The organism is Reichenbachiella sp., assembly GCF_039944555.1.
Classification (GTDB): Bacteria; Bacteroidota; Bacteroidia; order Cytophagales; family Cyclobacteriaceae; genus Reichenbachiella.
This window is the reverse complement of sequence record NZ_JBDUYN010000012.1, coordinates 389093-413939: the sequence shown is the minus strand read 5'-3', so window position 1 is coordinate 413939 and position 24847 is coordinate 389093. Positions and strand designations below refer to the sequence as shown.

General features: G+C 40.6%; 20 protein-coding genes. 12 read left to right on the top strand and 8 right to left on the bottom strand.

All coding sequences use genetic code 11. The features are described from left to right. Positions 1-64 precede the first annotated feature (64 nt). Both ABJD64_RS19355 and ABJD64_RS19350 read left to right on the top strand, forming a co-directional pair. Positions 65-2233: a S9 family peptidase gene (locus ABJD64_RS19355; protein ID WP_348180603.1), complete on the top strand. Its 2169-nt coding sequence runs from the start codon at positions 65-67 to the stop codon at positions 2231-2233. Between the two features lie 88 nt (positions 2234-2321). After that, positions 2322-3677, top strand: a complete 1356-nt coding sequence (locus ABJD64_RS19350; RefSeq protein WP_348180604.1) for a hypothetical protein — start codon at positions 2322-2324, stop codon at positions 3675-3677. A 59-nt stretch (positions 3678-3736) separates the two neighbouring features. Here the strand turns inward: ABJD64_RS19350 and ABJD64_RS19345 are convergent, their stop codons facing one another. After that, positions 3737-6067, bottom strand: a complete 2331-nt coding sequence (locus tag ABJD64_RS19345) for a T9SS type A sorting domain-containing protein (protein ID WP_348180605.1) — start codon at positions 6065-6067, stop codon at positions 3737-3739. 175 nt (positions 6068-6242) lie between these two features. Continuing rightward, the gene (locus ABJD64_RS19340) at positions 6243-7682 is read right to left on the bottom strand and encodes a helix-turn-helix domain-containing protein (RefSeq protein ID WP_348180606.1); all 1440 of its coding nucleotides are present in this window, start codon (positions 7680-7682) and stop codon (positions 6243-6245) included. A gap of 223 nt (positions 7683-7905) precedes the next feature. Between ABJD64_RS19340 and ABJD64_RS19335 the strand changes: the two genes are divergently transcribed. Continuing rightward, positions 7906-8328, top strand: coding sequence for a secondary thiamine-phosphate synthase enzyme YjbQ (locus tag ABJD64_RS19335; protein WP_348180607.1), 423 nt, complete (start codon positions 7906-7908; stop codon positions 8326-8328). Positions 8329-8411: 83 nt separating this feature from the next. On the opposite strand, the gene ABJD64_RS19330 is transcribed toward ABJD64_RS19335, so the two are convergent. The 5 genes from ABJD64_RS19330 to ABJD64_RS19310 all read right to left on the bottom strand — a co-directional run bounded on the left by ABJD64_RS19330 (position 8412) and on the right by ABJD64_RS19310 (position 15951). Then, a complete protein-coding gene (locus tag ABJD64_RS19330; protein ID WP_348180608.1) occupies positions 8412-10031 on the bottom strand; it encodes an NAD(P)-binding domain-containing protein in 1620 nt (539 codons plus the stop codon). Positions 10032-10136: 105 nt separating this feature from the next. Beyond that, the gene (locus tag ABJD64_RS19325) at positions 10137-10535 is read right to left on the bottom strand and encodes a hypothetical protein (protein WP_348180609.1); all 399 of its coding nucleotides are present in this window, start codon (positions 10533-10535) and stop codon (positions 10137-10139) included. A 44-nt stretch (positions 10536-10579) separates the two neighbouring features. Further along, entirely contained in the window at positions 10580-12118 is a 1539-nt protein-coding gene (locus tag ABJD64_RS19320) for a monodechloroaminopyrrolnitrin synthase PrnB family protein (protein WP_348180610.1), read from the bottom strand. 415 nt (positions 12119-12533) lie between these two features. Beyond that, a complete protein-coding gene (gene polA / locus ABJD64_RS19315; protein WP_348180611.1) occupies positions 12534-15344 on the bottom strand; it encodes a DNA polymerase I in 2811 nt (936 codons plus the stop codon). Between the two features lie 142 nt (positions 15345-15486). Further along, complete coding sequence (locus tag ABJD64_RS19310) at positions 15487-15951, bottom strand: hypothetical protein (RefSeq protein ID WP_348180612.1); 465 nt, start codon at positions 15949-15951, stop codon at positions 15487-15489. Positions 15952-16042: 91 nt separating this feature from the next. Between ABJD64_RS19310 and ABJD64_RS19305 the strand changes: the two genes are divergently transcribed. The 9 genes from ABJD64_RS19305 to ABJD64_RS19265 all read left to right on the top strand — a co-directional run bounded on the left by ABJD64_RS19305 (position 16043) and on the right by ABJD64_RS19265 (position 24407). Beyond that, complete coding sequence (locus ABJD64_RS19305) at positions 16043-16966, top strand: M20/M25/M40 family metallo-hydrolase (RefSeq protein ID WP_348180956.1); 924 nt, start codon at positions 16043-16045, stop codon at positions 16964-16966. Continuing rightward, entirely contained in the window at positions 16963-17493 is a 531-nt protein-coding gene (gene hpt / locus ABJD64_RS19300; RefSeq protein WP_348180613.1) for a hypoxanthine phosphoribosyltransferase, read from the top strand. Before ABJD64_RS19305 ends, hpt begins: the two co-directional genes overlap by 4 nt. Positions 17494-17567: 74 nt before the next feature. Then, the gene (locus tag ABJD64_RS19295; RefSeq protein WP_348180614.1) at positions 17568-18140 is read left to right on the top strand and encodes an adenylate kinase; all 573 of its coding nucleotides are present in this window, start codon (positions 17568-17570) and stop codon (positions 18138-18140) included. A gap of 83 nt (positions 18141-18223) precedes the next feature. Continuing rightward, positions 18224-19216: a GTPase ObgE gene (obgE, locus tag ABJD64_RS19290; RefSeq protein WP_348180615.1), complete on the top strand. Its 993-nt coding sequence runs from the start codon at positions 18224-18226 to the stop codon at positions 19214-19216. A gap of 105 nt (positions 19217-19321) precedes the next feature. Next, the gene (locus tag ABJD64_RS19285) at positions 19322-19900 is read left to right on the top strand and encodes a nucleotide exchange factor GrpE (protein WP_348180616.1); all 579 of its coding nucleotides are present in this window, start codon (positions 19322-19324) and stop codon (positions 19898-19900) included. A gap of 2 nt (positions 19901-19902) precedes the next feature. Next, positions 19903-21027: a molecular chaperone DnaJ gene (gene dnaJ / locus ABJD64_RS19280; protein WP_348180617.1), complete on the top strand. Its 1125-nt coding sequence runs from the start codon at positions 19903-19905 to the stop codon at positions 21025-21027. 199 nt (positions 21028-21226) lie between these two features. After that, positions 21227-22117 carry a hypothetical protein gene (locus ABJD64_RS19275; RefSeq protein WP_348180618.1) on the top strand — a complete coding sequence of 297 codons (891 nt, stop codon included), beginning with the start codon at positions 21227-21229 and terminating at the stop codon, positions 22115-22117. 69 nt (positions 22118-22186) lie between these two features. After that, the gene (locus ABJD64_RS19270) at positions 22187-23101 is read left to right on the top strand and encodes an ABC transporter ATP-binding protein (protein ID WP_348180619.1); all 915 of its coding nucleotides are present in this window, start codon (positions 22187-22189) and stop codon (positions 23099-23101) included. Further along, positions 23094-24407, top strand: coding sequence for an ABC transporter permease (locus tag ABJD64_RS19265; protein WP_348180620.1), 1314 nt, complete (start codon positions 23094-23096; stop codon positions 24405-24407). The genes ABJD64_RS19270 and ABJD64_RS19265 overlap by 8 nt, the downstream gene beginning before the upstream one ends. A 44-nt stretch (positions 24408-24451) precedes the next feature. Here ABJD64_RS19265 and ABJD64_RS19260 read toward each other — a convergent pair whose 3' ends face one another. Further along, positions 24452-24820, bottom strand: a complete 369-nt coding sequence (locus tag ABJD64_RS19260) for a response regulator (protein ID WP_348180621.1) — start codon at positions 24818-24820, stop codon at positions 24452-24454. Positions 24821-24847: the final 27 nt, after the last annotated feature.

Sequence of the window (24847 nt, the reverse complement as noted above, 5' to 3'; positions counted from 1 at the left end):
CCATTCTATTAGGTGCTTTAGCGCATTATTTTATATTTGTGAAAATCAAACAACCCCGCTTATCATGAAATTTTACGCAGTTGCTCTGTTACTTATCCTTTGCTTTTCTGCTCGGGCTCAAAAACAAATCACCATCGAAGATATCTACGAGAAAAAAGTCTTCGAACAAGAAACGGTATCTAGCCTCAACTGGATGAACGATGGCCAGTATTATACAGCACTTGAAGAAAATAAAATCGTTCGCTATGATGTGACCACTGGTGTTATGGATTCTGTAATTATAGACGGCAAGGCTTTAAATCTAAAATTGGATGATTATAAATTCACTTCCGATGAATCTCGCTTGCTGCTACTTACAGACAAGAAGAAGATATTTAGACGGTCATTTACGGCCGAATACTATATCTACACTTTCAAAGGCAAGGAGTTGAAGAAGCTTTCTCCAAACGGCAGGCAATCTTACGCGACCGTTTCGCCGGACAACCAAAACGTGGCCTTTGTTCGTGACAACAACTTATTTTTTGTGAAGCTGGTAAATATGTCTGAGAATCAGGTGACAAAAGATGGGAAAAAGGGTAGCGTCATCAACGGCTCTACCGACTGGGTCTATGAAGAAGAACTTTATCTGACTAAAGCTTTCTTTTGGTCTCCCAACTCTGAAAAATTGGCCTATTATCGGTTTGACGAAAGTCAGGTAAAGGAGTATAACCTACAGTACTGGGACGAAGGTGCTCTCTATCCGAGAAACTATCGATATAAGTATCCAAAAGCTGGAGAGGCCAACTCTATTGTGAACATCAAGGTTTACAATCTAAAAGACAACACAACTCAGATAGTGGATCTCGGTAAGGATACGGATATCTACATCCCCAATATACAATGGACCACAGATTCTGACATTCTTGCCGTCAAAAGGCTAAACAGATTGCAGAATCAGCAAGATATTTTTCACTACAGCACCAAGTTTAAATCAGCAACGAATATCCTAACAGATAAAACGAAAACATACATTCACGCGACTTACACGAAGGAGTGGATTTATTTGGACAATGGCACACACTTTTTAATGTCTTCGGAACGAGAAGGATACAAGCACTTTTACATTCATCGTATGGATGGTCAGCTAGAATACAAAGCTACCTCAGGCGCTTTCAATGCAGAAAAATTGATAGGCCTGGATCAGCGCACAAAAACACCAGTGCTGTATTACACCTCTACCGAAGGTTCGTCTTTGGAGCGCCAAGTATACAAGGTCGACTACAAAGGCAATGGTAAAACCCAGCTCAGTACTAAACCCGGTATCAACAAAGCCGATATGAGCAAAGATTTCAAATATTACATTAATTTCAATCATTCGGCAACCAGCCCAATGGAGGTCTCCCTGATAATGACCAAAGGCAATAAGCTTGTGAAGGTCATTCAAGACAATGCGGCCTTAAAAGAAACAACAGCTGAGTATGGGTTAGTCGAAAAGATACTCTTCCAGATAGACGCTGCTGACAAAAAATTGCTCAATGCCTATATGGTGCAGCCCAGTAATATGGACAGCACAAAAAAACACCCAGTATTGATCTATCAGTACAGCGGGCCTGGATCGCAAGATGTAAAGAATGAATGGCAGGGTCGACACTTCATGTGGCATCAGCTACTGGCTCAAAAAGGGTACATCGTGGTAGCTGTGGACTGTCGTGGTACTGGAGGTAAAAGCGTTGATTTCAAGAAAATGACCTATATGAATATGGGCAAATTAGAAGCTGAAGACCAGGTAGCTGTTGCTAAATACCTGGGGACACTTCCCTTCGTCGATAAAGATCGAATAGGTATTTGGGGCTGGAGCTATGGTGGCTATATTTCGTCGTTGGCTTTGATGACCGGACCAGAAATATTTAAGGCAGGAATTGCCATCTCTCCATTTTTATGGAAATACTATGACACTATTTATTCTGAGAGATACTTGAGAAGACCGCAAGATAATCCTGAAGGATATGCCAAGCACTCAATCATCAATAATGCTGGAAAATTGAAATCAAAGTATCTTCTTGTTCACGGTACGGGGGACGACAATGTTCATTTTCAGAATGCAGTCACCCTTCAAAACGAACTGATCAGTCAAGGTAAGCAGTTCAGGTCATTCTATTACCCAGATGAAATTCACTCATCACCTTCTTGGAAGGAAAAGAACATTACTCATCTATTCACTATGATGACAGATTTCATTTTGGAGAATCTATAAAAACCGATTAAGATGTTGACATAACTAACTTTTCTGTCATTAACAGATAGAATCATTGGTTATTTCTGAACAAATAAACACTTACATTATGATCACAATTGGAATTTTTCTTGCCGTTATTGGCTTAATTATTTATCTGCTTCGCCCTCAGCTGGCCGAAGAAAATGTGTTTGAAGGCGAGCGGAAAGTTCGCTCAAAAGCCCCTCCATTTCTTCTCATGTTTAGTCAAAAAATTGCTGCGGCCATTATGATTATAGGGACATCCATGGCGCTGCTGCCCTATCTGTTTTTTTGGGCAGACGCAACAGAGCAATACTTTCTGGTTTTCCCAACAGGAAACACAAGTGTGGTGACCAATCAGGGAATTAAATTCAGAGGATTTGCAAAAATCACTCCCTGGCAAAAGTATATTGATGTAAAAGTCGTAGATGATAAAGGAAGTACGCATGGCATTGAAGGAGTCATGTCTCCTATCCCCATTCGCTTTATTGATCAGGTAACGGCCACGGTGTATATCTCCTGTAGATTTCAATTACCCCTTGACGAGGAGAGTTTTGAGACCTTGGCCATCAAATTTAGAAGCATGTCCAATTTGGTAAACAACACGTTAATTCCGACCGTGCGTGAGCAAACCAATAATACCGGATACATGTTTGCCGCACAGGATTATATCTCTGGGGAAGCACAGAGCTTTCGCCAAACACTGGACGAACAGCTCAAAGATGGTGCTTATGCTGTTGAAAAATTGGAGAATAGAGACACTGTTTATTCTGACATCCAGCAAGCCAACAATGTACGGAAAATCAAAGAAATACAAACTTCCTATTCGGTAAACAAGATATTGTTGGAAGGTGTACCGAAAAGGATATCTCATGAAATCACAGAAAACAATATCATTGTATCTCAGGTCATTGTAGATGATGTGGTGTTGGAAGGTGCTTTTAAAGAAAGGTTGGAAGCCCAACGTGATGAATCTGCCAAAAGGCAGCTTGAGCAGCAAAAAATAGAAACGGCTAAGTCATCACAACAAAGAATATTGGCTGAAGGTGAGAGAGATAAGGCTGCCGAAAGAGTAGCTCAAGAAACCGATCAGGTCAAGAAGTTGATTGCGATTGAAACCAAACTTAAGCAGGAGAAGACAAACAAAGAACTCGCTGCTATCGCTTTAGAAACTGAGCGACTCAAATCTCAACAGCGTAAGGTAGCTGCGGATGCGCAAGCCTATGAAAATGCTAAACTGGTATCTGCGGGTCTTACCCCTCAGGAAAAGGCAGAATGGCAATACAAAACAGCTGTAGGTGTAGCACAAGAAGTTTCTAAGATTCAATTCCCTCAAACCATGATCACTGGTGGAGGCCAGAAGGGAGGGACCCCATTAGAATCTCTGATTGGAGCGGCTATGGCCAAACAGTTGCTTGATTCAAAAAGTGGATTCACTCAATAAAAAAATAAAGCTCCCTGAACTAATTCAGGGAGCTTTCTATTACCAATCGCTGATTGCTACTAGTTTTTAATTAAAAAAGGTTTGGTCTGAGTCGCTTTATCCTTGTACGCGAATTTATAGAGATAGTACCCTGTAGACAGATTTTTCACATCCAGACGGATCGTATGATGGCCAGCCTCCTTTTGCAATTCGATCTTTCTTTCAGTCCGGCCCCATAAATCAACAATTTGAATGGCAACTAAACCGGCTTCAGGTAGATCAACTTCCAAATTAGAAAAGCCATTGACAACCGGATTAGGGTAGATATTCGACAATTTAAATTCCTGATTGTCCTTCAATTGATCTCCCAATCCCAAATCACGTGTTCTTGCCGATGGTGCTGTATATGCTACATACTCCCCCTGCTTTACGTATACCGCATAACCTCTCGCCGGTGCTTCCACCCATGCACGACCACTTCCATATACTTGTGTTGTCTGTGTATTGTCAAATGCATTTACGAGAACTGTGTTGTCCCAACTAGACCAACCTGACGGTGAAATATCGACCCAAAGCCCCTTTGTTGAAGAGCTATTGTTGATTACAACAATGGCTCCATCTTTAGTTCCATTACCCGCACGCCTCGCCACATACACATCGTGTGCGTCTCCTGATGGGTAAGGGTTACCTACATCGCTAAGCACTTCCAGTGTTCCTCCCAGATAGGTAGAGCGAACAAACATCAGCTTGTTGATATCTGACTGCAGACTTGCCGGAGCAGTAACAGTAAGATTCGAATCATGATTGTCTATCAATGTTACATTGTAGTAGTGAGGGTAGAATACGCATGGACGGCCTTCGTGAGTTAAAATATACGCATAGCCCATTTTCCAGTCTTGGGTCACCCATTTGTCGTGCTCCTTGCCTGTATCATGATTATCGAGCCATGTTACAACAGAAGTGCCGGGAAGGGAATGACCATTGCCGTTTCTCACCATACCAGCATTGTTTAGCCAGCGCATATCGTAACTACTATTACCATTGCACATATCTGTCAAAGAAGACTTGAGTGGGAAATCAAAGCCATCTGCGTCAGCACCGTCTGCTGCCAGATCATTCACCCAATCGTTGATTCTAGAATCAGAGCCCCAATACTCGCCCACTATGAATCTTTGACTACCATTTAGTAAAGGTAGACTGTTGACCCAATCCGCAGCATAGTCGGCTTGAAATCCTCTTACAAAATCCAGACGATAACCATCAAACCCTATTTCATCTGATAACCACTCTCCCCAATCTTGAAAACGGGTTTTGACTGTAGCGCTGTAGGTGTTAAAATCATTGCCAAACCCTTTCGTGTTGGGAATGATCTCATCTCCTCCCCAGTCACCCAGCCAGTCGTTGCCATCCACCGGATGGAAATGTGAGTAATTCCAACTGTGATTAGCTTCTCCTGTGCCCGTATGCGTCACATAATTTATTCCTGTATTGGTGCGGGCTTCAAGAGTGGTTGATGCCAAGTTGTTCCCATTGTACCAGATTTCGCTTGGGTATAGTCCATGGTTTTGGTCCCCCCAATTCCAGCCACTAGTATTGTCTATGGCCTTCAATTTGATTACTATATCATGAGCACTTCCTACAGTCACTTTATATTCATCAATATCAGAGGAAGAGCCGATGAAACCTCTCATGATCTGCCCCGATCCCGGGAATACGTCAAATGAGCCTCCACCTCCATTAGGCTCGCTCTCCCACGTATATGTAGTGAGATCACCAGAGCCCGTCCAATCTATGGTCACTTCATACCCTCTTTTATCATAGCTTCCCCAGTCCATTTCGAAACCTTTGATCTTGATGTAATAATCTCCGGTACCAGCATTAGGTATAGTCCATTTGATTTCATTGGCTGGATAAGGTACATGTTGTGAACCGTTGGTAAATGCCTCCGCAAACATGTATGCTTTAACAGCCGGATTGGCCTCTTCATCATCATCATTTGAGTAAACATGGTTCAAAACAATGTCCGCATACACCTCAATTTTCGGTTTGCCTCCACTGGTATCGTGCATGTCTGCAATCATCGCTTCCAACTCAGCCCGGCTACCAAATCTGGTTTCTGTAGATCCTTTTTGGTTGTAGTTACCAAGGTCATAATGGTCATAAATCCCATACCCCATATCTATTATACCCCAGTTACCTTTAGCAGGAGAGGGAAGCCAAAGTCCGGTAAATCCCGCGTTTTTTAGATAGGAAGATTTATTGGACAGGTTGTCCCACCAGTCTCCGTCCAGATTTGTTTCGTCTACCGGGAGATTCCAATAGAACGCTTGCATCATCACATCATCCTGAGCTTGACTATTCGAAGCATATAGGAGTGTGCACAAAATCATTAAAGTAAGTTTTTTGATCATGTCGATTTTAATTTGAAATGAACAGCATCTTTCAATAGCTGCCTGATTAACCATTAATCAAGTCTTCAAATGTGATCTTTAGGGTAGTTAAAAACGTCCTATTTTCTAAAATCAGTCAAGAAATAAAAGATAGGATGCGTTTTGTGATTTTGATAACACCTTGTGAATAAGTCATTTACATCACAAATGTCTTGAAATACTCTCTCGGGCTTCGATTGGTAATTTTTTTGAAGGCAAGATTGAAAGTAGACTTAGAATTGAATCCCACCTCATGTGCTAACCCTAAATAGGTAAGCTTTTCCAAGCTACCTGCATTTGCCAATTCTATAAATTCTGCCACTCGATAAGCATTCACAAAATCTCTGAAACTCTGTTCATAATGTTCGTTTAACAATTTTGACAATATGTGAGATTTTGTACCAATCCTTTCTGCTAAACGGCTCAAACTTAGCTCTGCTTCGCAATATATTTTATCTTTTTCCATCAATACATTAAGTTTTGAAAGCAATTCATCAGCTGAATCAATATGATAAGATTGAGACTTTTCTTTAAAGAAGTGTGTGTCTCTCCATAATACGTATACCTCAGCCCAAACCAAGATGGAGATGACGGCAAAAATAAATTTGAACTCTACCCACTCCACGCGGGAATTCCCAATGTATTCCACAAAAAGGCTTTGGAGGACGAAAACCGCGGCGGTAAGGTTTACCAAAATAAACAGTGTGGTAAAAAAAGATAAGTCTTGTCTTCTGATCTCCGTTGTTCTTCTTTGCTCTAAGGTCAATTTGAGTACATAGGTCAACACCAAAAACGCACCGGTACCGACCATTAATAATTTATTCAAAGGCAAGCTAGCTCCCACAAATGTGGTAAGAATCATCACTTTCTCTGGAAGTAAAATCATAAGCAGAGTAAGCAAAACAGCAGTTGCTATTGGAACTAAATGGAACCAACTTAATGTCACTTTATCCTTTGACTGTAGGGATTTAAGGAATAAGTACTGCACTGGTCCCCAAATAAAAAACAAAACCTGACCGACAATGATCAGATAGGTTTGCCAAATAGGGTTCACTACATAGTAAGTCACAATCCCTGTAAACAATATGATGATCAAGCCATTAAACGTTATAAACAAACGGCTCTTGCTTATATCCTTTTGGAATATTCTTCTACTAACCAGGACGAGAATCAGCGCCAGGAAAGCAACTGCGAAGTAATAGAAAATGAGATATTCAAAACTTCGTGCTCCTCCCAAGTCTTGCCAATTTTCGACCTTAACTACCACCGTCTGATTTTGATCTGTAGCCGCAATTACACGATTTGGAATATATTCATTCTTCTTGCCTGTTTCAACTTTTAACCAGTCTCCGCGGGTAAATTTATATTCTGCTATAAGCTCAGGTATGGTCAAAGTTATGGCCAGTTGACCGTTAGGTTGTTTCTCTAGCAAATAAGCCGGGTCACTGGTATTCCAACCATTGAAAGTTCCAGTAATAAATATTGAATCCGTAGCCGGGGTGGCCTCTGGTAAAGATTCGATAACAAACCTGACCTGAGCATACAAATGGCTGTATGCTATAAAACAAAAAATCAAAAGCCCGCAATACTTTTTCACCGTTGCTTAATTGAATTTGAAAAATTCTCTTAGTATATCATTTGATCCGTAAGGCACCTGGCTCACTGCAATCCAATGACATTCAAATCGAAATAATACGTGCTTTTTGAAGCTTCAATTTACACAGAAAATAAAGAATTACCATAACCGAAATGTGCTACCAGCTGCGAAAATTAGTTGCGTAGGGATTTTGATTAATTGAAGGAAAGGCTGAATTTAGAACATGGTCAGTTTTCAAAAGGAAATATCGCTAGACCCCCGACCCAGAGGTTTTCATTTGGTCACAGATGAGATATTGAATGCAATACCCGAATTGCAGAAAATTTCAATTGGAATCCTACAGGTTTTCATCAAACGCACGTCTGCCAGTCTTACTATCAACGAAAATGCAGACCCAACTGTACGAGAAGATTTTGAGAGTCACTTCAATACGTTCGTGCCTGAAAGTGCACCATATTATCGACACACCTACGAAGGATCTGATGATATGCCTGCTCACATTAAATCATCCCTATTAGGCTGTTCGGTATCCATTCCCGTAAGCCACGGAAAACTGAATTTAGGTACCTGGCAAGGAATATATCTTTGTGAACATAGAAATTACGGTGGGTCCAGAAAAGTTGTAATCACCATTCTGGGTAGCTAAAGATCAATAAAAAAAACAGCAGGATATCGAAAACCCTGCTGCTTCGTCATTATAAGGATAGTACTCTTTTCTGGCTACCGTGATTACACCATTGCTTTTACCATGTTCTCAGAACTCTTCAACCCTTTCAAGAGATCTGAAGAATTGTCCGACAACAGATGCTTTTCAAAAAATTCCGCCAATGGTTGAATATGGATAGGAAGTTCATCCCATCTATTTTCAAAGTCCTCAATGATATGGTGCTCTGCCACCTGTCTGCCTTTGTATATTTTTCGAATTATCGGATGTAAAAAAGCGCTCTTGTGTGCGTTTTTTATGTCATTTCGATGTACTCTACTAATGTTGAACGGGTTAGGCGACTTCTCAAATATTTCGTTGCCATATTCTAATGTAATGGTATAATATTCGTCCAAATTTGGCATGGCTTGCTTGTGCAGATAATCAACCGGAATAGACTTAAGATACTTGGCTTCGTTTCCATCTATTAGAATGGCATCACAAATGAATCCAAATTGTTGCCACAATGCTGAGGTCCTATTTACATTTTTAATAATCAAATCGGTCATTTCCTTGGACTCTGCCTTCAAGGTCGTAAATGGCCAGTCTTTTCCTTTTATTTTCTTATGTAAAATGTGAAAGAGGCATTCACAATTGTATCTAAATCCATGAACAAACCCAGAAGTGGATTTTTTAAAATCTCTCATTTGCGTAATCACTCCGGCAAAGAACATACCTTTCACGTTTACCGACTCCCATCTTTCGTTTTGATCCGGAAACCTGTCATCTATAGCCAACTGTGGTTTTGCTTGATCATCAAATATGGAGGTGTCGAATCTAAAACCGGTACACGCAATCACCGAATCATAAATCAATTGCTCAACCTCTCCGTCCGCATTACCATACTTTATTGTCACTGCAAATGTTCCGTCTTCTAATTTCTCGATCATATCAATATCTCCATCAATCAAAGCATTCTGAGATTTCAGTTGATAAGTGTCCAAGAAGTTATTATTAACAGCCCTCACATGACCAACAAAGTGAGTCTTCCAAGCCATTTTAACTGTATTTGGACTGCAGACGTGAATCTTTGATGCACTAGCTATTAAATGATCGGCCGTTTCTAATGCTGAGTTCCCTTTTCCCAAAATAAGAACTCTTTTGTTTTCAAAATCTTTTGTGTCAATTGAGCATTCAGTATATGGGACAGCAAACTCAATGCCTTTGATATCTGGTAAATAGGGAAGTGACGTACCAGTAGCGACTACTACATTTGGGGAGACATAAGAATGGCCATTACCTAAATCAACATGGAACTCTTCGTCAACCTTAGATATCTTCTTAACATTCGCATTGAATTCAACCTTCAGTTCATGTTTCGCTCTGAAATTATCCAGGTACTCGACGAATGCGTCTGCATCGGGAAAATATTCTTTAGTCAGATCTTTAAATAGCGGTTCATACTCATCGCTCAAAAGAGAGTTCCAATCAAACCGCATGTTAATTTCCTTATCCTCAAACCCGGTGTGTACCTTGTTGATGGAAATCAATTTACGATGGCGAGGGAATTTTTTGAAGAAAGCTCCTGCCTGCTGAGCCTTTTCAAGGATGACATAGTCTAATCCGTTTTTTTCTAGATAATAACCAAGCTGAAGCCCTGCAGGGCCAGCACCAATTACAACAACTTCTTTGTTTATTGAATTCATGTAGCATTATGTTTAAGTACCTGATTTATTAAAATAATTTTTCTCACATAATACTGCGCTGATTGCCTGCTGGGCGTTCTTACTCATTTACAGCGTAGATACCGACTATTTCAACAGCCAGTCCTCACAATCTTTTACAGTATTAAAATTCTCAATAGTCAGATTTCCCAGCTGCACTCTGCTGTTGATGTCATCCACACTTGACCTAGTATAGATATTCTTTGATACGAGAGCAGATACCTTTCTCAATCCCACTCGCTCAACAGCAGGGAACCATTCCTTTGTCAAATAGTCCTTAAGTTCTTCGGTCACTACTTTCAAATCAAGGTGATCGCTTAGATGAAGCTTCACTCCATTCTCCTTGATGTATTTTGTCATAAATTCACTGCCTTCCTTAGCCTGATCCAATTGGATAAATCCCGACCACTTGGTGTAAAGGATTCCATTTGATTCATCCATTTCAATTTTGCAATGCTTCTTGTCGAATACTAGATTTTTCTCCATTTCTAATAAATAGTTTGATTAATAAAATGTTTGTAACAATTAAACTATTGCGATTGATAACTCGATTCTTTGACTTTCGTCTGCTCCGCAATAGTATTTTTTAATGCATCTATCCGCTGATTATTTGCTTCTTGAATAAAATGCAGGATATCCGTAGAATAGCCACCACTACCTTTATCCTGCCCAGTTTCTTCCTGATGTTTGTATGATTCTTCCGCCAGTTTTTTATGTGGCATTCTGAAGCTTTTTTGCATATTGCAAAGTTTCAAGAGTGCCTGCGCCGATTCTATGACTTGATCATTCGGATTTTCGTTCAATTTGCGAATGGCTACATCAAGTAAGCTCTCGTTACCCGCATAGAAATCATAGATGTCGCGCATGAATGACAAATTGTAGGGCAAATATTTGGTTTTGAATTCAACATATTCTTCATCCAAAATCTGTGAACTCCAGAGTAAATGGTCGTAGACAAACATGGGTAGCTCTACAGCACCCGGGCCGATAAGCTCTTCATTATTGAAAATAATCGGGTCATAGTAAAACCGTAGTTCCCTGGCAAAGAATTCTGGAGATACCGTTCTATGAGCAAAGACTATGGCGTCAATTACGTGTTTAAAATTTGCCCCAGCCTTTTCACAGAGCTCTTTGTAATAGGGGGATTCCATGGGAGTATGATGCAATTTGATCAAGTGGTCAATAGCCCCTTCCATAGCAGGAAAGGATTCAACCACACTCTTCATCAAATCAATTTCATCTTTTACCGCAGTGTACCTTCTCTTGCGGTCGCCATCCGGATTCCATACTGTGTAGTGCAATAGGGTATCTCTTGGTGGGAGGTTTGTCTTTATACTGAGTTCATCCAGAATATATTCTAATTGTGGTATAGCCTCGATAGGTTCGACATCGTGCCTTTTGATTGACCCTAGGAAAATACCAATATCACGCATGCAGGCGAGAGAGGTATAAAAGTCATAGGCATCGAGTTGCTTAGGTGTAGGAAGCTTACTTTGAAGTAGTTTGACCAAACCCGGCACATTTCCTTCGGCGTTGTACTCAGTGATCAAACTCAAATGCGGATCTATTTTCAACGGATCCAATTTCTTTACCTCCTCATCTACCTTCAACATCTGAAAGGCAGATATTTTATTAACCAATTGTTGGTTTTCATCAATTGGTGAACGACTTACCTTGAGCCAATTCAAGCAGTCCTTCTCAAGTCCAAAGGTGAAAATTTCAAGACCTCCTTTTCCGAGGTAGCTATTGTTTACCTTGTCCATTGCTGCCTTTACATATGGGTCGAAAGAGACAAGCACTGCGATTCGTTCGAGTCCAATCTTTTCTACAGAAGGAAACCAATCCGAGACTAAATAATTCTGAACCTCCTTAGAAAGAACTTTGAGGTTCAATTGGTTACTATAGTGATGCTTGACCTGGTTTTCGAGAATAAAGTTGCTCATGAATTCGCAACTTTCTCTCACCTGCTCTACGTTGGGGAAACCCTGCCAGTTGGCACCTATGGCATTCAATTCAGAGTCGTACCATATATGGCACCACTTGCTTTTTATTTGGTTAGTTTGGCTCATGTCTAAAAGAATTAATGTGAATATCTCTAATCCTCCAATGCTGAGATTAATATAATTAGGAGGTATGCCTTTAACAAATACTTAAAGGAATATACCTATAATAACATGTAAAATAGGCTTATGTACCTAATTGCAGTCTAGGTATAAAAGCCTAGTAGACGCAGGCGAATCTATTAGATGGCTACTAATTTATAACCAAAAAAGCTTGATAACGGATCGAATTTTAAGCGGGGCAATTTACTTAAAATGATAGATGTGATATAATAGATCAAATTATGAATAAATCACACCACAACATAACTTCAAGAATTCGTTGCGACTCATGACGTATATGTGGTATGAAATAGGTCTGGCAAAACTTATCTAACCCGAACCCTTGCAATGAGTTTGATACTAATCCCTAAACAATTAATCTTTAATGCGCTTGTAACCAGTTTTCACCAATACCCATGCCTACCTCCATAGGTACATCCAGCGGAATCGCATGCTTCATCAGTTCTTCAACTTTCTTTTGGAGCATCGCCAATTCGTCTTGATGAGCATCAAAAACCAATTCATCATGCACTTGCATAATCATTTTGGATTGAAGGTTTTCCTTCTTCATCCATTCATGGATATTGATCATAGCCACTTTGATGATGTCTGCGGCACTACCCTGAATAGGAGCATTCACGGCATTTCTCTCTGCAAATCCACGCACAGTAGCGTTTCTGGAATTAATGTCACGTAGATATCTACGACGTCCCAAAATGGTCTCCACATATTCATGCTCCTTGGCAAAATTGACCTGATCATCCATGTACCTCTTAATATTAGGGAACTGGGTGAAGTAGGAATCAATGATTTCGGCCGCTTCAGTTCTGGATATTCCGATATTCTGAGACAAGCCAAAGGCCGATATACCATAAATCAATCCAAAGTTGACTTCTTTAGCCTTACGTCGAATGTCAGGAGTCATATCTGCCATGGGTACGTTGAACACTTTTGAAGCCGTAGTAGAGTGAATATCCTGGCCATTTTTGAAGGCCTCAATCATATGCTCATCTTTGGCGAAAGCCGCAATGATTCTCAACTCAATTTGTGAATAATCTGCAGCGAAAATCGTATAATTCTTGTCCCTCGGCACAAAGGCCTTACGAATCTCACGGCCTTTGGCCGTACGAATTGGGATATTTTGGAGATTTGGATTATTCGAACTAAGTCTTCCTGTGGCAGCTACGGCCTGACGATAATCCGTATGAATCAATCCGTCCTTTTTACTGATCAAAAGCGGTAGGGCATCCACATAGGTCGACTTCAGTTTTTGATATTCCCTGAATTCAAGAATTCGCTCCGCTATTTCATGTTCTGGCGCCAGTTTGGACAATATTTCCTCACCTGTTGCATACTGACCTGTTTTGGTTTTCTTTGGTTTGTCTACGAGCTGCATTTTCTCAAATAGAACCTCTCCCATTTGTTTTGGCGAGTTGATGTTGAATTCCTGGCCGGCCAATTCAAATATTTTATCCTGTGCAATTACACTTAGGTCATTCAACTCTTTGGACATCACACCCAGCACATCTGTATCTATTTTCACTCCGGCATACTCCACATCAGCCAAAACAATACTCAGCGGCTCCTCTACTTCATGAAGTAGCTTTCCTAAGTCACGCTCTTCGATTTCTTCAGCCAGTTTGTGTTTGAGCTGTAAAGTGATATCAGCATCTTCAGCAGCATATTCCACTACTTCACTTACAGCAATATCACGCATGTTTTTTTGCCCCTTACCCTTTCCAATCAGATCCTCAATTGGGATTGCTGTATAGTTCAAATAGTTTTCTGCCAGCACGTCCATTTTATGCCTTGATTCAGGATCTATGAGATAATGAGCCAGCATAGTATCAAACATCTTACCTTTCACCTCAACACCATAATTTTTCATCACCTGAATGTCATATTTCAGGTTCTGGCCGACTTTTCGAATATCTTCATTTTCTAATACGGCTCGAAATTCTTCCACGATGGTTTGTGCCTCCTTTTGATCCGAAGGAATCGGCACATAATAGGCCTCTCCTGCCACATAGGCAAAAGCTATTCCCACCAATTCGGCTTCTTCCGGATTTACACTGGTAGTCTCAGTATCAAAGCAATATTCCTCTTGTAGCGATAAGTACTTGACCAATGATTTTCTTAGCGCCGGTGTATCTACACAATGGTATTCGTGCTTGTGGTTCTTCGCATCTTTTTTTTCTTGAGTAATGACACTGGATTGTACTTCCACGGGTGCATCGCCAAATAAACCCAATTGCGAAGGAGCTACAGCCTTCTTTTTGACAGGTGCTTTTGATGTAGCAGCCGGCGCATCATCTACATCAAAAATTCTTTTCAGCATGGTACGGAACTCCAGTTCGCCAAAGATCTCTTTGACCTTGGCTTCATTGGGTTCTACATGAACTAATGCCTCCTCGTCAAACTCGAGCGGAACATCTATTTTGATGGTGGCCAGCTCTTTGGACAAAATTCCCTGCTGACCAAACTCCTCCACCTTTTCCTTCATTTTGCCTTTTAGATCAGCTGTGTTTTCAAGCAATCCTTCAACCGTTCCATAAGCCTGCAAGTATTTGATAGCCGTTTTCTTTCCTACGCCGGGAATTCCCGGGATATTATCCGCTGCATCTCCTTCCAAACCCAGTATGTCTCGCACCTGGTCCACTTTTTCTATTTCGAACTTAGCAAGGACCTCAGGTATGCCTAGCACATCTACGCCATTACCCATATAGGCTGGTTTATACAGATAAATATGCTCTTCCACCAGTTGTGCATAATCCTTGTCTGGCGTCATCATAAAAACTTCAAAGCCCTTTCGTGCCGCCGCTTTGGCGAAGGTACCTATGACATCGTCGGCCTCAAATCCGTCCAACTGGAGTATTGGAATATTGAATGCCTTCAATATGTCTTTGATGATTGGTGTGGCGGTTCGAATATCTTCAGGGGTCTCCTCCCGATGCGCCTTATATTCAGGAAACTGAATATGTCTGAATGTCGGTGCACTAGTATCAAATGCAACACCAATATGTGTTGGTTTTTCTTTTCGAAGGATTTCCAGAAGTGAGTTGACAAATCCAAAGACCGCACTTGTATTCATGCCTTTGGAGTTGATTCTTGGATTTTTGCTAAATGCAAAATGTGCACGATAAATCAATGCAAATGCATCTAGTAGGAATAGTTTCTTCTCAGGTTTACTCATGTGAATCAGCTGTATCTGGGCACGCCCATCAGGTATGAATTGGCTAAAATTTTATTTATTCGACGTAAACGTCAGGGTATTAAATCCCACTTAGTGGGTAAAGGTAAGAAAATGAATAAAAGATTGCCTTTATGGAATCAAATTACTGCCCATTAAGATTGAGGAATGGCAGTAAATGCCCTGCAAATTTCACGGCCCATGTCATGGGGTATCCCCAAAAAATACTGCTGATCCACATATACTTAATAATGTCCTTTCTCCGTCCGCCAAAGGCATTGACCAAAATTGCTCCACCAAGTGGTGACAATAGTACTGGCGTAAGAAACGACATGCCAGGCACTCCATACTTCAACCACAGCCGCACATACCTCCTGTTCTTTTTGGTAAATATCTTTTTATCTTTCGAAGTAAAAACTCGCTGGCTGAAATGTCTGATCCTGGTCCCGAAGAAGGTAAAGACATACACAGTAGTCATCATACCCAGGATAGTCAGTGTACCAGTAAAAAAAACGCTATAGCCAAATGAAGCACCGAATACAGGACCAAAAATAAATTTGACACCGCTGGAGCTGTAGATTAGCAAGTACTTCAAAATTTCCTGAATCATGTATTTGTAGAATTGAACTGTAAAATTAGTTGCACCTATTTGATTTAGACGAAAAACTGTGATTTTTGTGCTTCAATTTTCAAAAGAATATATGCAGCCTACGGATATTGAATTATTAAAAACCCTTTGTGGCATATTCGCGCCATCAGGAAATGAGTCTGCCTTAACTGAATTTCTGATTGACTATGTCAAAACCAATCAAAGCAAATGGAAGGTTAGGCCAGAACTTATCTACGGTGATGAATTCCAGGATTGCCTTATTCTTAAGTTTGGAAAACCAAGAGCCTCCATATTTGCACATATTGACACTATAGGTTTTTCCGTAAGGTATGAAAATCAACTCGTACCTATTGGAGGTCCTGAAGCAGAAACTGGTTATAAACTTGTAGGATATGATGCCATGGGTCCTATCGAATGTAAATTAAAGGAAGAAGAGGGGCATCTGTTTTATGATTTTGGACGGGGAATAGAATCAGGCACTGACCTGGTGTTCAAGTCTGATTTTAGGGAAAGTGATGAATTCGTTCAATCTTGCTACTTAGATAACCGCCTTGGCGTATTTAGCGCACTCAAAGTAGCAGAGACTCTAGAAGATGGACTGATTATCTTTTCTTGCTGGGAAGAGCATGGAGGAGGTACTGTTCCGTATTTATGTAAGTGGATGTATGAACATTACCAAGTCAAACAAGCCTTAGTTTCAGATATTACCTGGATTACAGAAGGAGTATCCCATGGCAATGGCGTGGTCGTGTCCTTGCGTGACTCTAGTGTTCCAAGACGAACTTTCGTAAACAAAATTCTCGCTTTGGCAGAAGAATCTGGCGTACCTTATCAGATAGAGGTGGAGAGAAGTGGCGGAAGCGACGGACGTGAAATCCAACTCTCTCCCTATCCTATTGATTGGTGCTTTGTGGGAGCACCAGAGGATCATGTCCATTCGCCAGATGAAAAAGTACATAAGGACGATATCAAAGCTATGGTGAGTCTCTATCAACACCTGATGAAAAAATTATGATTCAAATAAGAGATAAGCATTTTGAGGAGTTCCTGACAGAAAAAGATATTCAAGCCTATATCAAAACCCTTGCACAAAAAATTGACGAAGATTACAAAGACCAAGAACTATTAATTCTCGGCATTCTGAATGGCTCCTTTTTATTTGTTGCAGATCTGGCCAGATTTCTCACAATCGATCCGGAAATTAGTTTTCTGAAATTTGCTTCTTACGAAGGGACCTCCTCAAGTGGCAAGGTGAATGACCTTATCGGACTGAATGAGGACCTGACCGGAAAACATGTTTTGATAGTAGAAGATATTGTTGATAGCGGCACTACTCTCGCGCACATCATGAGCCTACTGAAAAATAAAGGTGTAGGGTCAGTAAAAGTGGCTACACTTTTTTTTAAGCCCGAAGCTTACAAGCAAAACATACCCCTAGACTATGTAGGAAAAGAAATACCTAAACTGTTTGTCGTGGGATATGGGATGGACTACCAGGGAAAGGGCAGAAATCTTACCGGATTGTATCAATTAAAGGCCTAATTGTACCCCGATTTATTTATTATATTTGCCCCCTTTTTGATTGAATACTAACAAACTCACTAATATATTAAATCATGCTAAACATCGTATTATTCGGTCCTCCCGGTGCTGGTAAGGGTACTCAGAGTGAAAAAATAATAGATCAATACCAACTGGTACACCTTTCGACAGGTGATTTGTTTCGAAAGCATTTGGGTGAAGGAACAGAGCTCGGCAAGATGGCTCAGAAATACATGGATGAAGGCAATCTTGTGCCTGATGAAGTAGTGATAGGAATGGTGAAAGACAAAATTGCCACAACAGTAGACCCTCAGGGTTTTATTTTTGATGGCTTTCCCAGGACCGTAGCACAAGCCATTGCACTAGAAGACATGCTCAATGAATTTGACACTTCTATTAGTGGAATGATTGGACTGGATGTACCCGACGCAGAATTAAAAACCAGATTACTCGAAAGAGGTAAGACATCTGGCCGATCTGACGACCAGGATGAGGCCAAAATAGATAACCGAATTCAGGTTTACAAAAATGAGACTCTACCAGTGGCAGAGTTTTATGATAAGCAAGGCAAATACAACAGGATACATGGCGTGGGCGCTATCGAAGAAATCTATCTCGCGATTCGTCGCGTGATGGACGGATTATAAAATTTAAACTTTTAAATCAATGACAAAATTCAAGAATGCAAGTGCACTTGGGTTTTGTCATTTCTTTTTTGAACTTTAGCTAAGTGGCATCTTCAAACTTTATAGATCACGTAAAATTCTGTTCTCGCTCGGGAAGTGGTGGACCTGGTTCCGTGCATTTCCGTAGGGAAAAACATGTACCAAAAGGCGGGCCTGATGGTGGCAATGGGGGAAGAGGTGGACATATCATTTTGCGTGGCAATCGTCAACTCTGGACACTCCTTCACCTTCGTTATAAAAAGCACGCCATTGCCGAAAATGGTAAACCAGGTGAAGGTGGTAACCGGAGCGGGTCTGAAGGTCAAGATATCATCCTGGAGGTGCCATTAGGTACAATAGCTAAAGATGCCGAAACCGGTGAAAAGAGAGTAGAAATTTTAGAGGAGGGCCAGGAAATTATTCTTACTGCTGGCGGTCGTGGTGGGCTAGGTAATGACAATTTCAAAACTGCCACCAATCAAACACCTCACTATGCACAACCAGGTGAACCTGGCATAGAAGAATGGATTGTTCTTGAACTTAAAGTCCTGGCTGATGTAGGACTAGTAGGATTTCCCAACGCTGGTAAATCCACCCTGCTTTCTGTACTTTCAGAGGCCAAACCTGAAATAGCCAATTACCCTTTTACTACGCTTGTGCCTAACCTTGGCGTAGTAGCCTACCGAGATCATAAGTCATTCGTCATGGCGGACATACCCGGAATCATAGAGGGGGCTGCTGAAGGCAAAGGACTTGGCATTCGATTTTTGAGGCACATTGAGCGCAACTCCATTCTGCTCTTTATGGTTCCAGCGGATTCAGATGATATTAAAAAGGAGTATGAAATACTTCTCAAGGAATTGACCAAATACAATCCCGAATTATTGGACAAGCAAAGAATGTTGGCCATTACCAAATCGGATATGCTTGATGAAGAATTATTAAACGAGATGAAACTGGAAGTACCGAATGAGCTTCCTTCCATATTTATTTCCAGCGTAGCCCAAAAAAATCTGGATCAATTGAAGGATATGATCTGGGAAAATATCAATGCCTAGCCTGACAACACATTAGATTAAACGAAAATATTAGGACAATCTGTCACAAAAAATCCATTGGCAAAGTAATTGTCAATCAAGTGGAGCATTTAATTGTGAATACAAATGGCAAAAAATAGTAAAAAAGCTGACAAGAAGTCGGAGGATACTGTAGTGGAAGAAAAGCAGGTGAAGAGCGAAGAGACAACTTCCGAAAAAGAAGAAAAGCAAGAAGAACCAAAAGTAGAGCTGAGCGCTGAAGAAAAACTTCAGGCTGAGGTAAATGAATCTAAGGATAAGTACCTCAGACTTTATTCTGAATTTGAAAACTTCAGGAGAAGAACCTCTAAAGAAAAGCTTGAACTAATAAATTCTGCAAACGAAAGTTTGATTCAGTCCCTTTTACCAGTATTAGATGATTTTGAAAGAGCAGATCAGTCTATGACAGAAGAAGCAGATATCAAATCTGTTAAAGAAGGGGTTGATCTTATATACAACAAATTCAAAGGCATCCTGGAGCAAAAAGGAGTCAAGAAAATCGAAGCAAACAAAGGTTCTGATTTTGATGTCGAATATCACGAAGCCATCACACAAATTCCTGCCCCAGAAGAGGAGCTCAAGGGAAAGATCGTTGATGTGGTAGAAAAGGGGTATCAGCTTAATGATAAGGTGATCAGATTTGCGAAAGTAGTAACCGGGGCATAGTTATGGCAAAAAGAGATTATTACGAAGTACTGGGAGTATCCAAATCTGCATCCGCAGATGAAATCAAGAAAGCCTATCGAAAGCTGGCTATTAAATATCATCCGGACAAAAATCCTGATGACAAGCAGGCCGAAGAAAACTTTAAAGAAGCTGCAGAGGCCTATGAAGTTTTAAGCGACTCTCAGAAAAAGCAACGTTACGACCAATTCGGTCATGCAGGCATGGGCGGTGCAGCCGGCGGTGGATTCGGTGGCGGCGGGATGTCTATGGACGATATCTTCTCCCAGTTTGGCGACATCTTCGGTGGCGGTGGAGGTAGTCCATTCGACAGTTTCTTTGGTGGCGGTGGTGGTCGTGGCAGAGCCAGAAAAGGCACCAATCTTCGTATTAAACTCAAACTAACGCTTGAAGACATTGCTCATGGCGTAGAAAAGAAAATAAAAGTCAATCGCTTGGTGGTTGCAGAAGGCGTCACGTTCAAAAATTGCCCCTCCTGTAATGGAAGTGGTCAGGTGAAAAAGGTTGTGAATACTATGCTGGGTCAAATGGTTTCCGCATCTACTTGCCCTACTTGTAATGGTGCGGGCCAAAGCATTGATAAAAAACCAAATGGAGTTGACAATTCCGGCTTGACTTATAAAGACGAGGTCATACCGGTGAAAATACCTGCTGGTGTAGTAGATGGCATGCAGCTGTCTATGTCTGGCAAAGGAAATGAAGCTCCAGGCGGAGGCATGCCTGGCGATTTACTTATTGTAATAGAAGAAGAAGAAGGTGATGAGCTCAAAAGAGAAGGCAACAACATTGTCTATGATCTTTATCTGAACTTTGTTGATGCAGTACTTGGAACTTCTGTGGAAGTCCCCACTATTGATGGAAAGGTTAAAATTAAAATTGACCAAGGCACTCAAAGTGGTAAGATATTAAGACTACGTGGTAAAGGAATCAAAGACATCAATGGATATGGAAAAGGAGACCAATTGATCCATGTAAATATCTGGACACCCAAAACTTTATCGAAGGATGAAAAAGAGAAGCTTGAAAGCATGAGAGACTCCGACAATTTCACTCCTAACCCTGGCAAAGGGGAAAAAGGCTTCTTCGAGAAGATTAAAGAATTCTTCTAGAATAAACATTTGAGCCTACAAAAAAGATCTCTTATTGCTGCATTGTAGTAAGAGATCTTTTTTTTCAACCAACATCTTTTGCAAATACATCCATTCTAAAATTTTTGATTTCCACCTATTCATTCTATTTTCGACGATTGAATGGTGGCTATCGTCGAACTAATCCAACCAGAATGATCAAAATTCCGTACGAAGGGACATGCTAAGGGTTTATCTTGTTGTAATAGTGATTTTGGGTTTTGGATTGAAGGGGCACTCCCAACTGAAGAAGTTTTATACTGTAAAGGCGGAAGACTCCTTTGATACGGTAGCTTTTTCTTTAAAAGCTACGTCAGGCACTTGTTTTATCAATCCATCAGACAACGAAAATCCACTCACGATCTACGGAAATCCGTCTTTTTCTGAAGTCAACCCAACCTTTCATTCAGAAATAAATAATAATACCAATTCCGTCAACCTTTTTCTTGAAGATTATAATCAAAAAGGACTCAGTCAGGCTATATCTTATAGCGTGTTCGGAAATGAGAAATCTGAGAAAAACTTCTGGAAGGTATTCTTGACCGAACAAAAAATATATAATCTCGATTTAAAATACGGAATCGGAGATGCGTTCGTAAATCTGTCTGACCTTTATGTGTCCAGATTCAAAATCGAATCTGGAAGTGCCAACGTAAAAGTAGTGTACGACGACAATTCGATTAATAAATGTCCAATGGACACATTTTATGTGAATGTAGATGTTGGAAATCTGATTACAAAAAATGTGAGTAAATCTAAAGCAAAAGTGGTAATCGCTGAAGTGGGATTTGGAACAGCAATTCTGGATTTTAGCGAAGGAGTCACTGAATATTGTCAGGTCAACGTGAGTGTGGGTGCAGGCAAATTAAAAATAATAATTCCTGAAGAAAACTATCCCGCAATTCTTTATTTTAAAAGTTCTCCTCTTTGTAATATTTCTCTCAACCAAGTCTTTGAGGAAGTAGATGATCATGTTTACGTAAATCGGAGCTATTCCGCACATGCTGAAAATCTCTTGGAATTCAACCTCGATGTTGCGCTTGGTAATGTCGTCTTTGAGTACGTCAAGTAATTAATCCACCACAATTGTAATATTTTCTTACCTTTAGCAACTCATGTTGCAATAATAAAATCAATCGACTTGGACATAATTAAAATTGATGGTATCTCTAAATCCTATGGAGATCATCTGGCACTGAACAATATAGGTTTCAGCATCCCTCAGAATAGTGTTTTCGGTCTATTAGGTCCTAATGGTGCAGGAAAGACCACACTTATTAGGATCATTACACAAATCATTATGCCTAATAGCGGCCAGGTTTTGTTTAGAGGTAGTCCCATGACCGCTGAAGACGTCAGAAAAATAGGCTATCTCCCGGAAGAGCGAGGTCTATACAAGAAGATGAAAGTCTCTGAGCAGCTCATTTTTCTGGCCCGTCTGAAGGGCATGAGCAGACCTGATGCCGTGAAGTCTATCAAACACTGGATGGAAAAGCTGGATATCATGACCTGGCACAATAAAAACGTGGAAGACCTTTCCAAAGGCATGCAACAAAAAATCCAATTCATCGCAACAGTGGTGCACAATCCAGCACTGATAATTTTGGATGAGCCCTTTTCTGGTTTTGATCCGGTGAATGCCAATTTGATTAAAGATGAAATTTTGGAATTAAAGGAAAAAGGGGCAACAATAATTTTTTCCACTCACAGAATGGAATCAGTGGAAGAACTTTGCGATCAGATTACGCTAATCCATCATTCAAAAATTCTGTTGCACGGTGCAAAAAAGGAAATTAAAAACCAATACAGAAACAACACTTTTATTGCTGAATACATCGGTCAGATTCCTATTTCCGACAATGGTTTTGAAGTACTGGAAACTGTCGCGCTGGAAGATGAAATAGTCCGTTCTGAAATTCGCATTTCCGACGATTATTCCGTGAATGATTTGGTAAATTTTATCACTTCGAAAACAAGAATTCTATCACTCAATGAAAAAATACCTTCTATCAACGACATTTTTATTTCAACAGTAAAACCTGCCAATCATGAATAAAATAGGCCTCATCATCGCTCGAGAATATGTCGCACGAGTAAAAAAGAAGTCATTCATTATCATGACTATTTTAGGACCCATCTTATTTGCCGGAATGATGGCATTGGTGTTTTGGTCAGCGACAAGAGAGGGAGATCAAAAACTGATACAAGTAATAGATGAGTCAGGTTTGTTCGAGAACAAGATCGAAAACACAGAAACCATTACCTATCAATTTATATTGGCGGATGTAGAACAAACTAAACAGGATCTCATCGAGAGCGACGCCATTTTCGGTTTATTGCACATCCCTAAAATCAATCTGGATAATCCGGAGGGAATTAAATTTTACTCCCTACAAAGCCCTGGTATCGCCATAGAAGGAGGAATTGAAAAAAGAATTCGAGGGATTATTGAGGATGAAAAACTTGTTAATTCTGGATTAGATCAAACTCTAATTGACAATCTAAGAGCCCATGTTGACATTCAAACCATCAATCTTTCAGATTCCGGGGATGAGAGCGAAAGCAACTCAGGTGTTGCCTTTGGTGTAGGTTATGTCTCTTCCTTTTTGCTATACATGTTCATATTCATTTATGGTATGCAGATCATGCGAGGAGTAACACAAGAAAAAACAAGCAGAATAATCGAGGTGATGATTGCGTCAGTCCGTCCTTTCCAACTCATGATGGGTAAAATCATTGGAATTGCCGCTGTGGGGCTAACCCAGTTTGTCCTTTGGGCAGTAATGACTACAGCACTGACCTCAGTGACTTCGTCCCTGATTCTTGATCAACCTAGTACTACGGAGCAATTGGCCATGCAAGCTGGAGGAGAGCTTGATGCAGAACAGATCGAGGAACAAAATAAAGCCTTTGATCTTATGAGCATTACGGACAAAATTGATATCCCAACGATACTCGGAAGCTTCCTGATTTACTTTCTGGGAGGATACCTACTATACGGTGCTTTGCTCGCGGCCATAGGGTCCGCTGTAGATAGTGAAGCTGATTCTCAACAATTTATGCTGCCCATTACACTACCTCTTATTTTTTCCATGATGATGATATCCATTGTGATTCAAGAACCTCATGGTTCTATGGCCTTCTGGTTGTCAATCATACCATTTACATCGCCAGTTATTATGATGATGAGATTGCCATTTGATGTACCGGCCTGGGAGCTGGCTCTTTCGATCGCACTGTTGGTAGCTGGATTTTGCGGAACCACATGGATGGCAGGAAGAATATATCGTATCGGCATATTTATGCACGGCACCAAGGTCAATTACAAAACGCTGGCAAAATGGTTTGTGATGAAAATTTAAGAAGATGCAGGGTTTAAGGGGTCAAAGAATACTGATAGAAGGAATTACTTGACCCCTTCTCGCTTCACCACCTCGTTTACAATCTGGGCCAGGTGTTCAGGGCTTACGATCGGTTTCATTACAAACTTTGCCGCACCGGCTTCAAGCAACTCTTTCTCATGCTCCCAATGCGAAGAAACCATAACAATTATGGGCTTGTGTTCCAGGGCATCAATAGTTGTAAAGCCATTGATTTCCGGCATATCCACATCCAAAAAAAGAATGTCAGGTTTAAGTTTGTCGATGGCCATTACACCTTCTATGGGATTGCTATAGGCGCCTAAAAACTCAAGAAAGTCCACATGTTTGATGTATTGTTCAAGAATTTCGTTGAACATCTTGTCGTCATCAATACAAACGCAACTATATTTCATATTGTACCTTTTCAATAGGCCTATAAA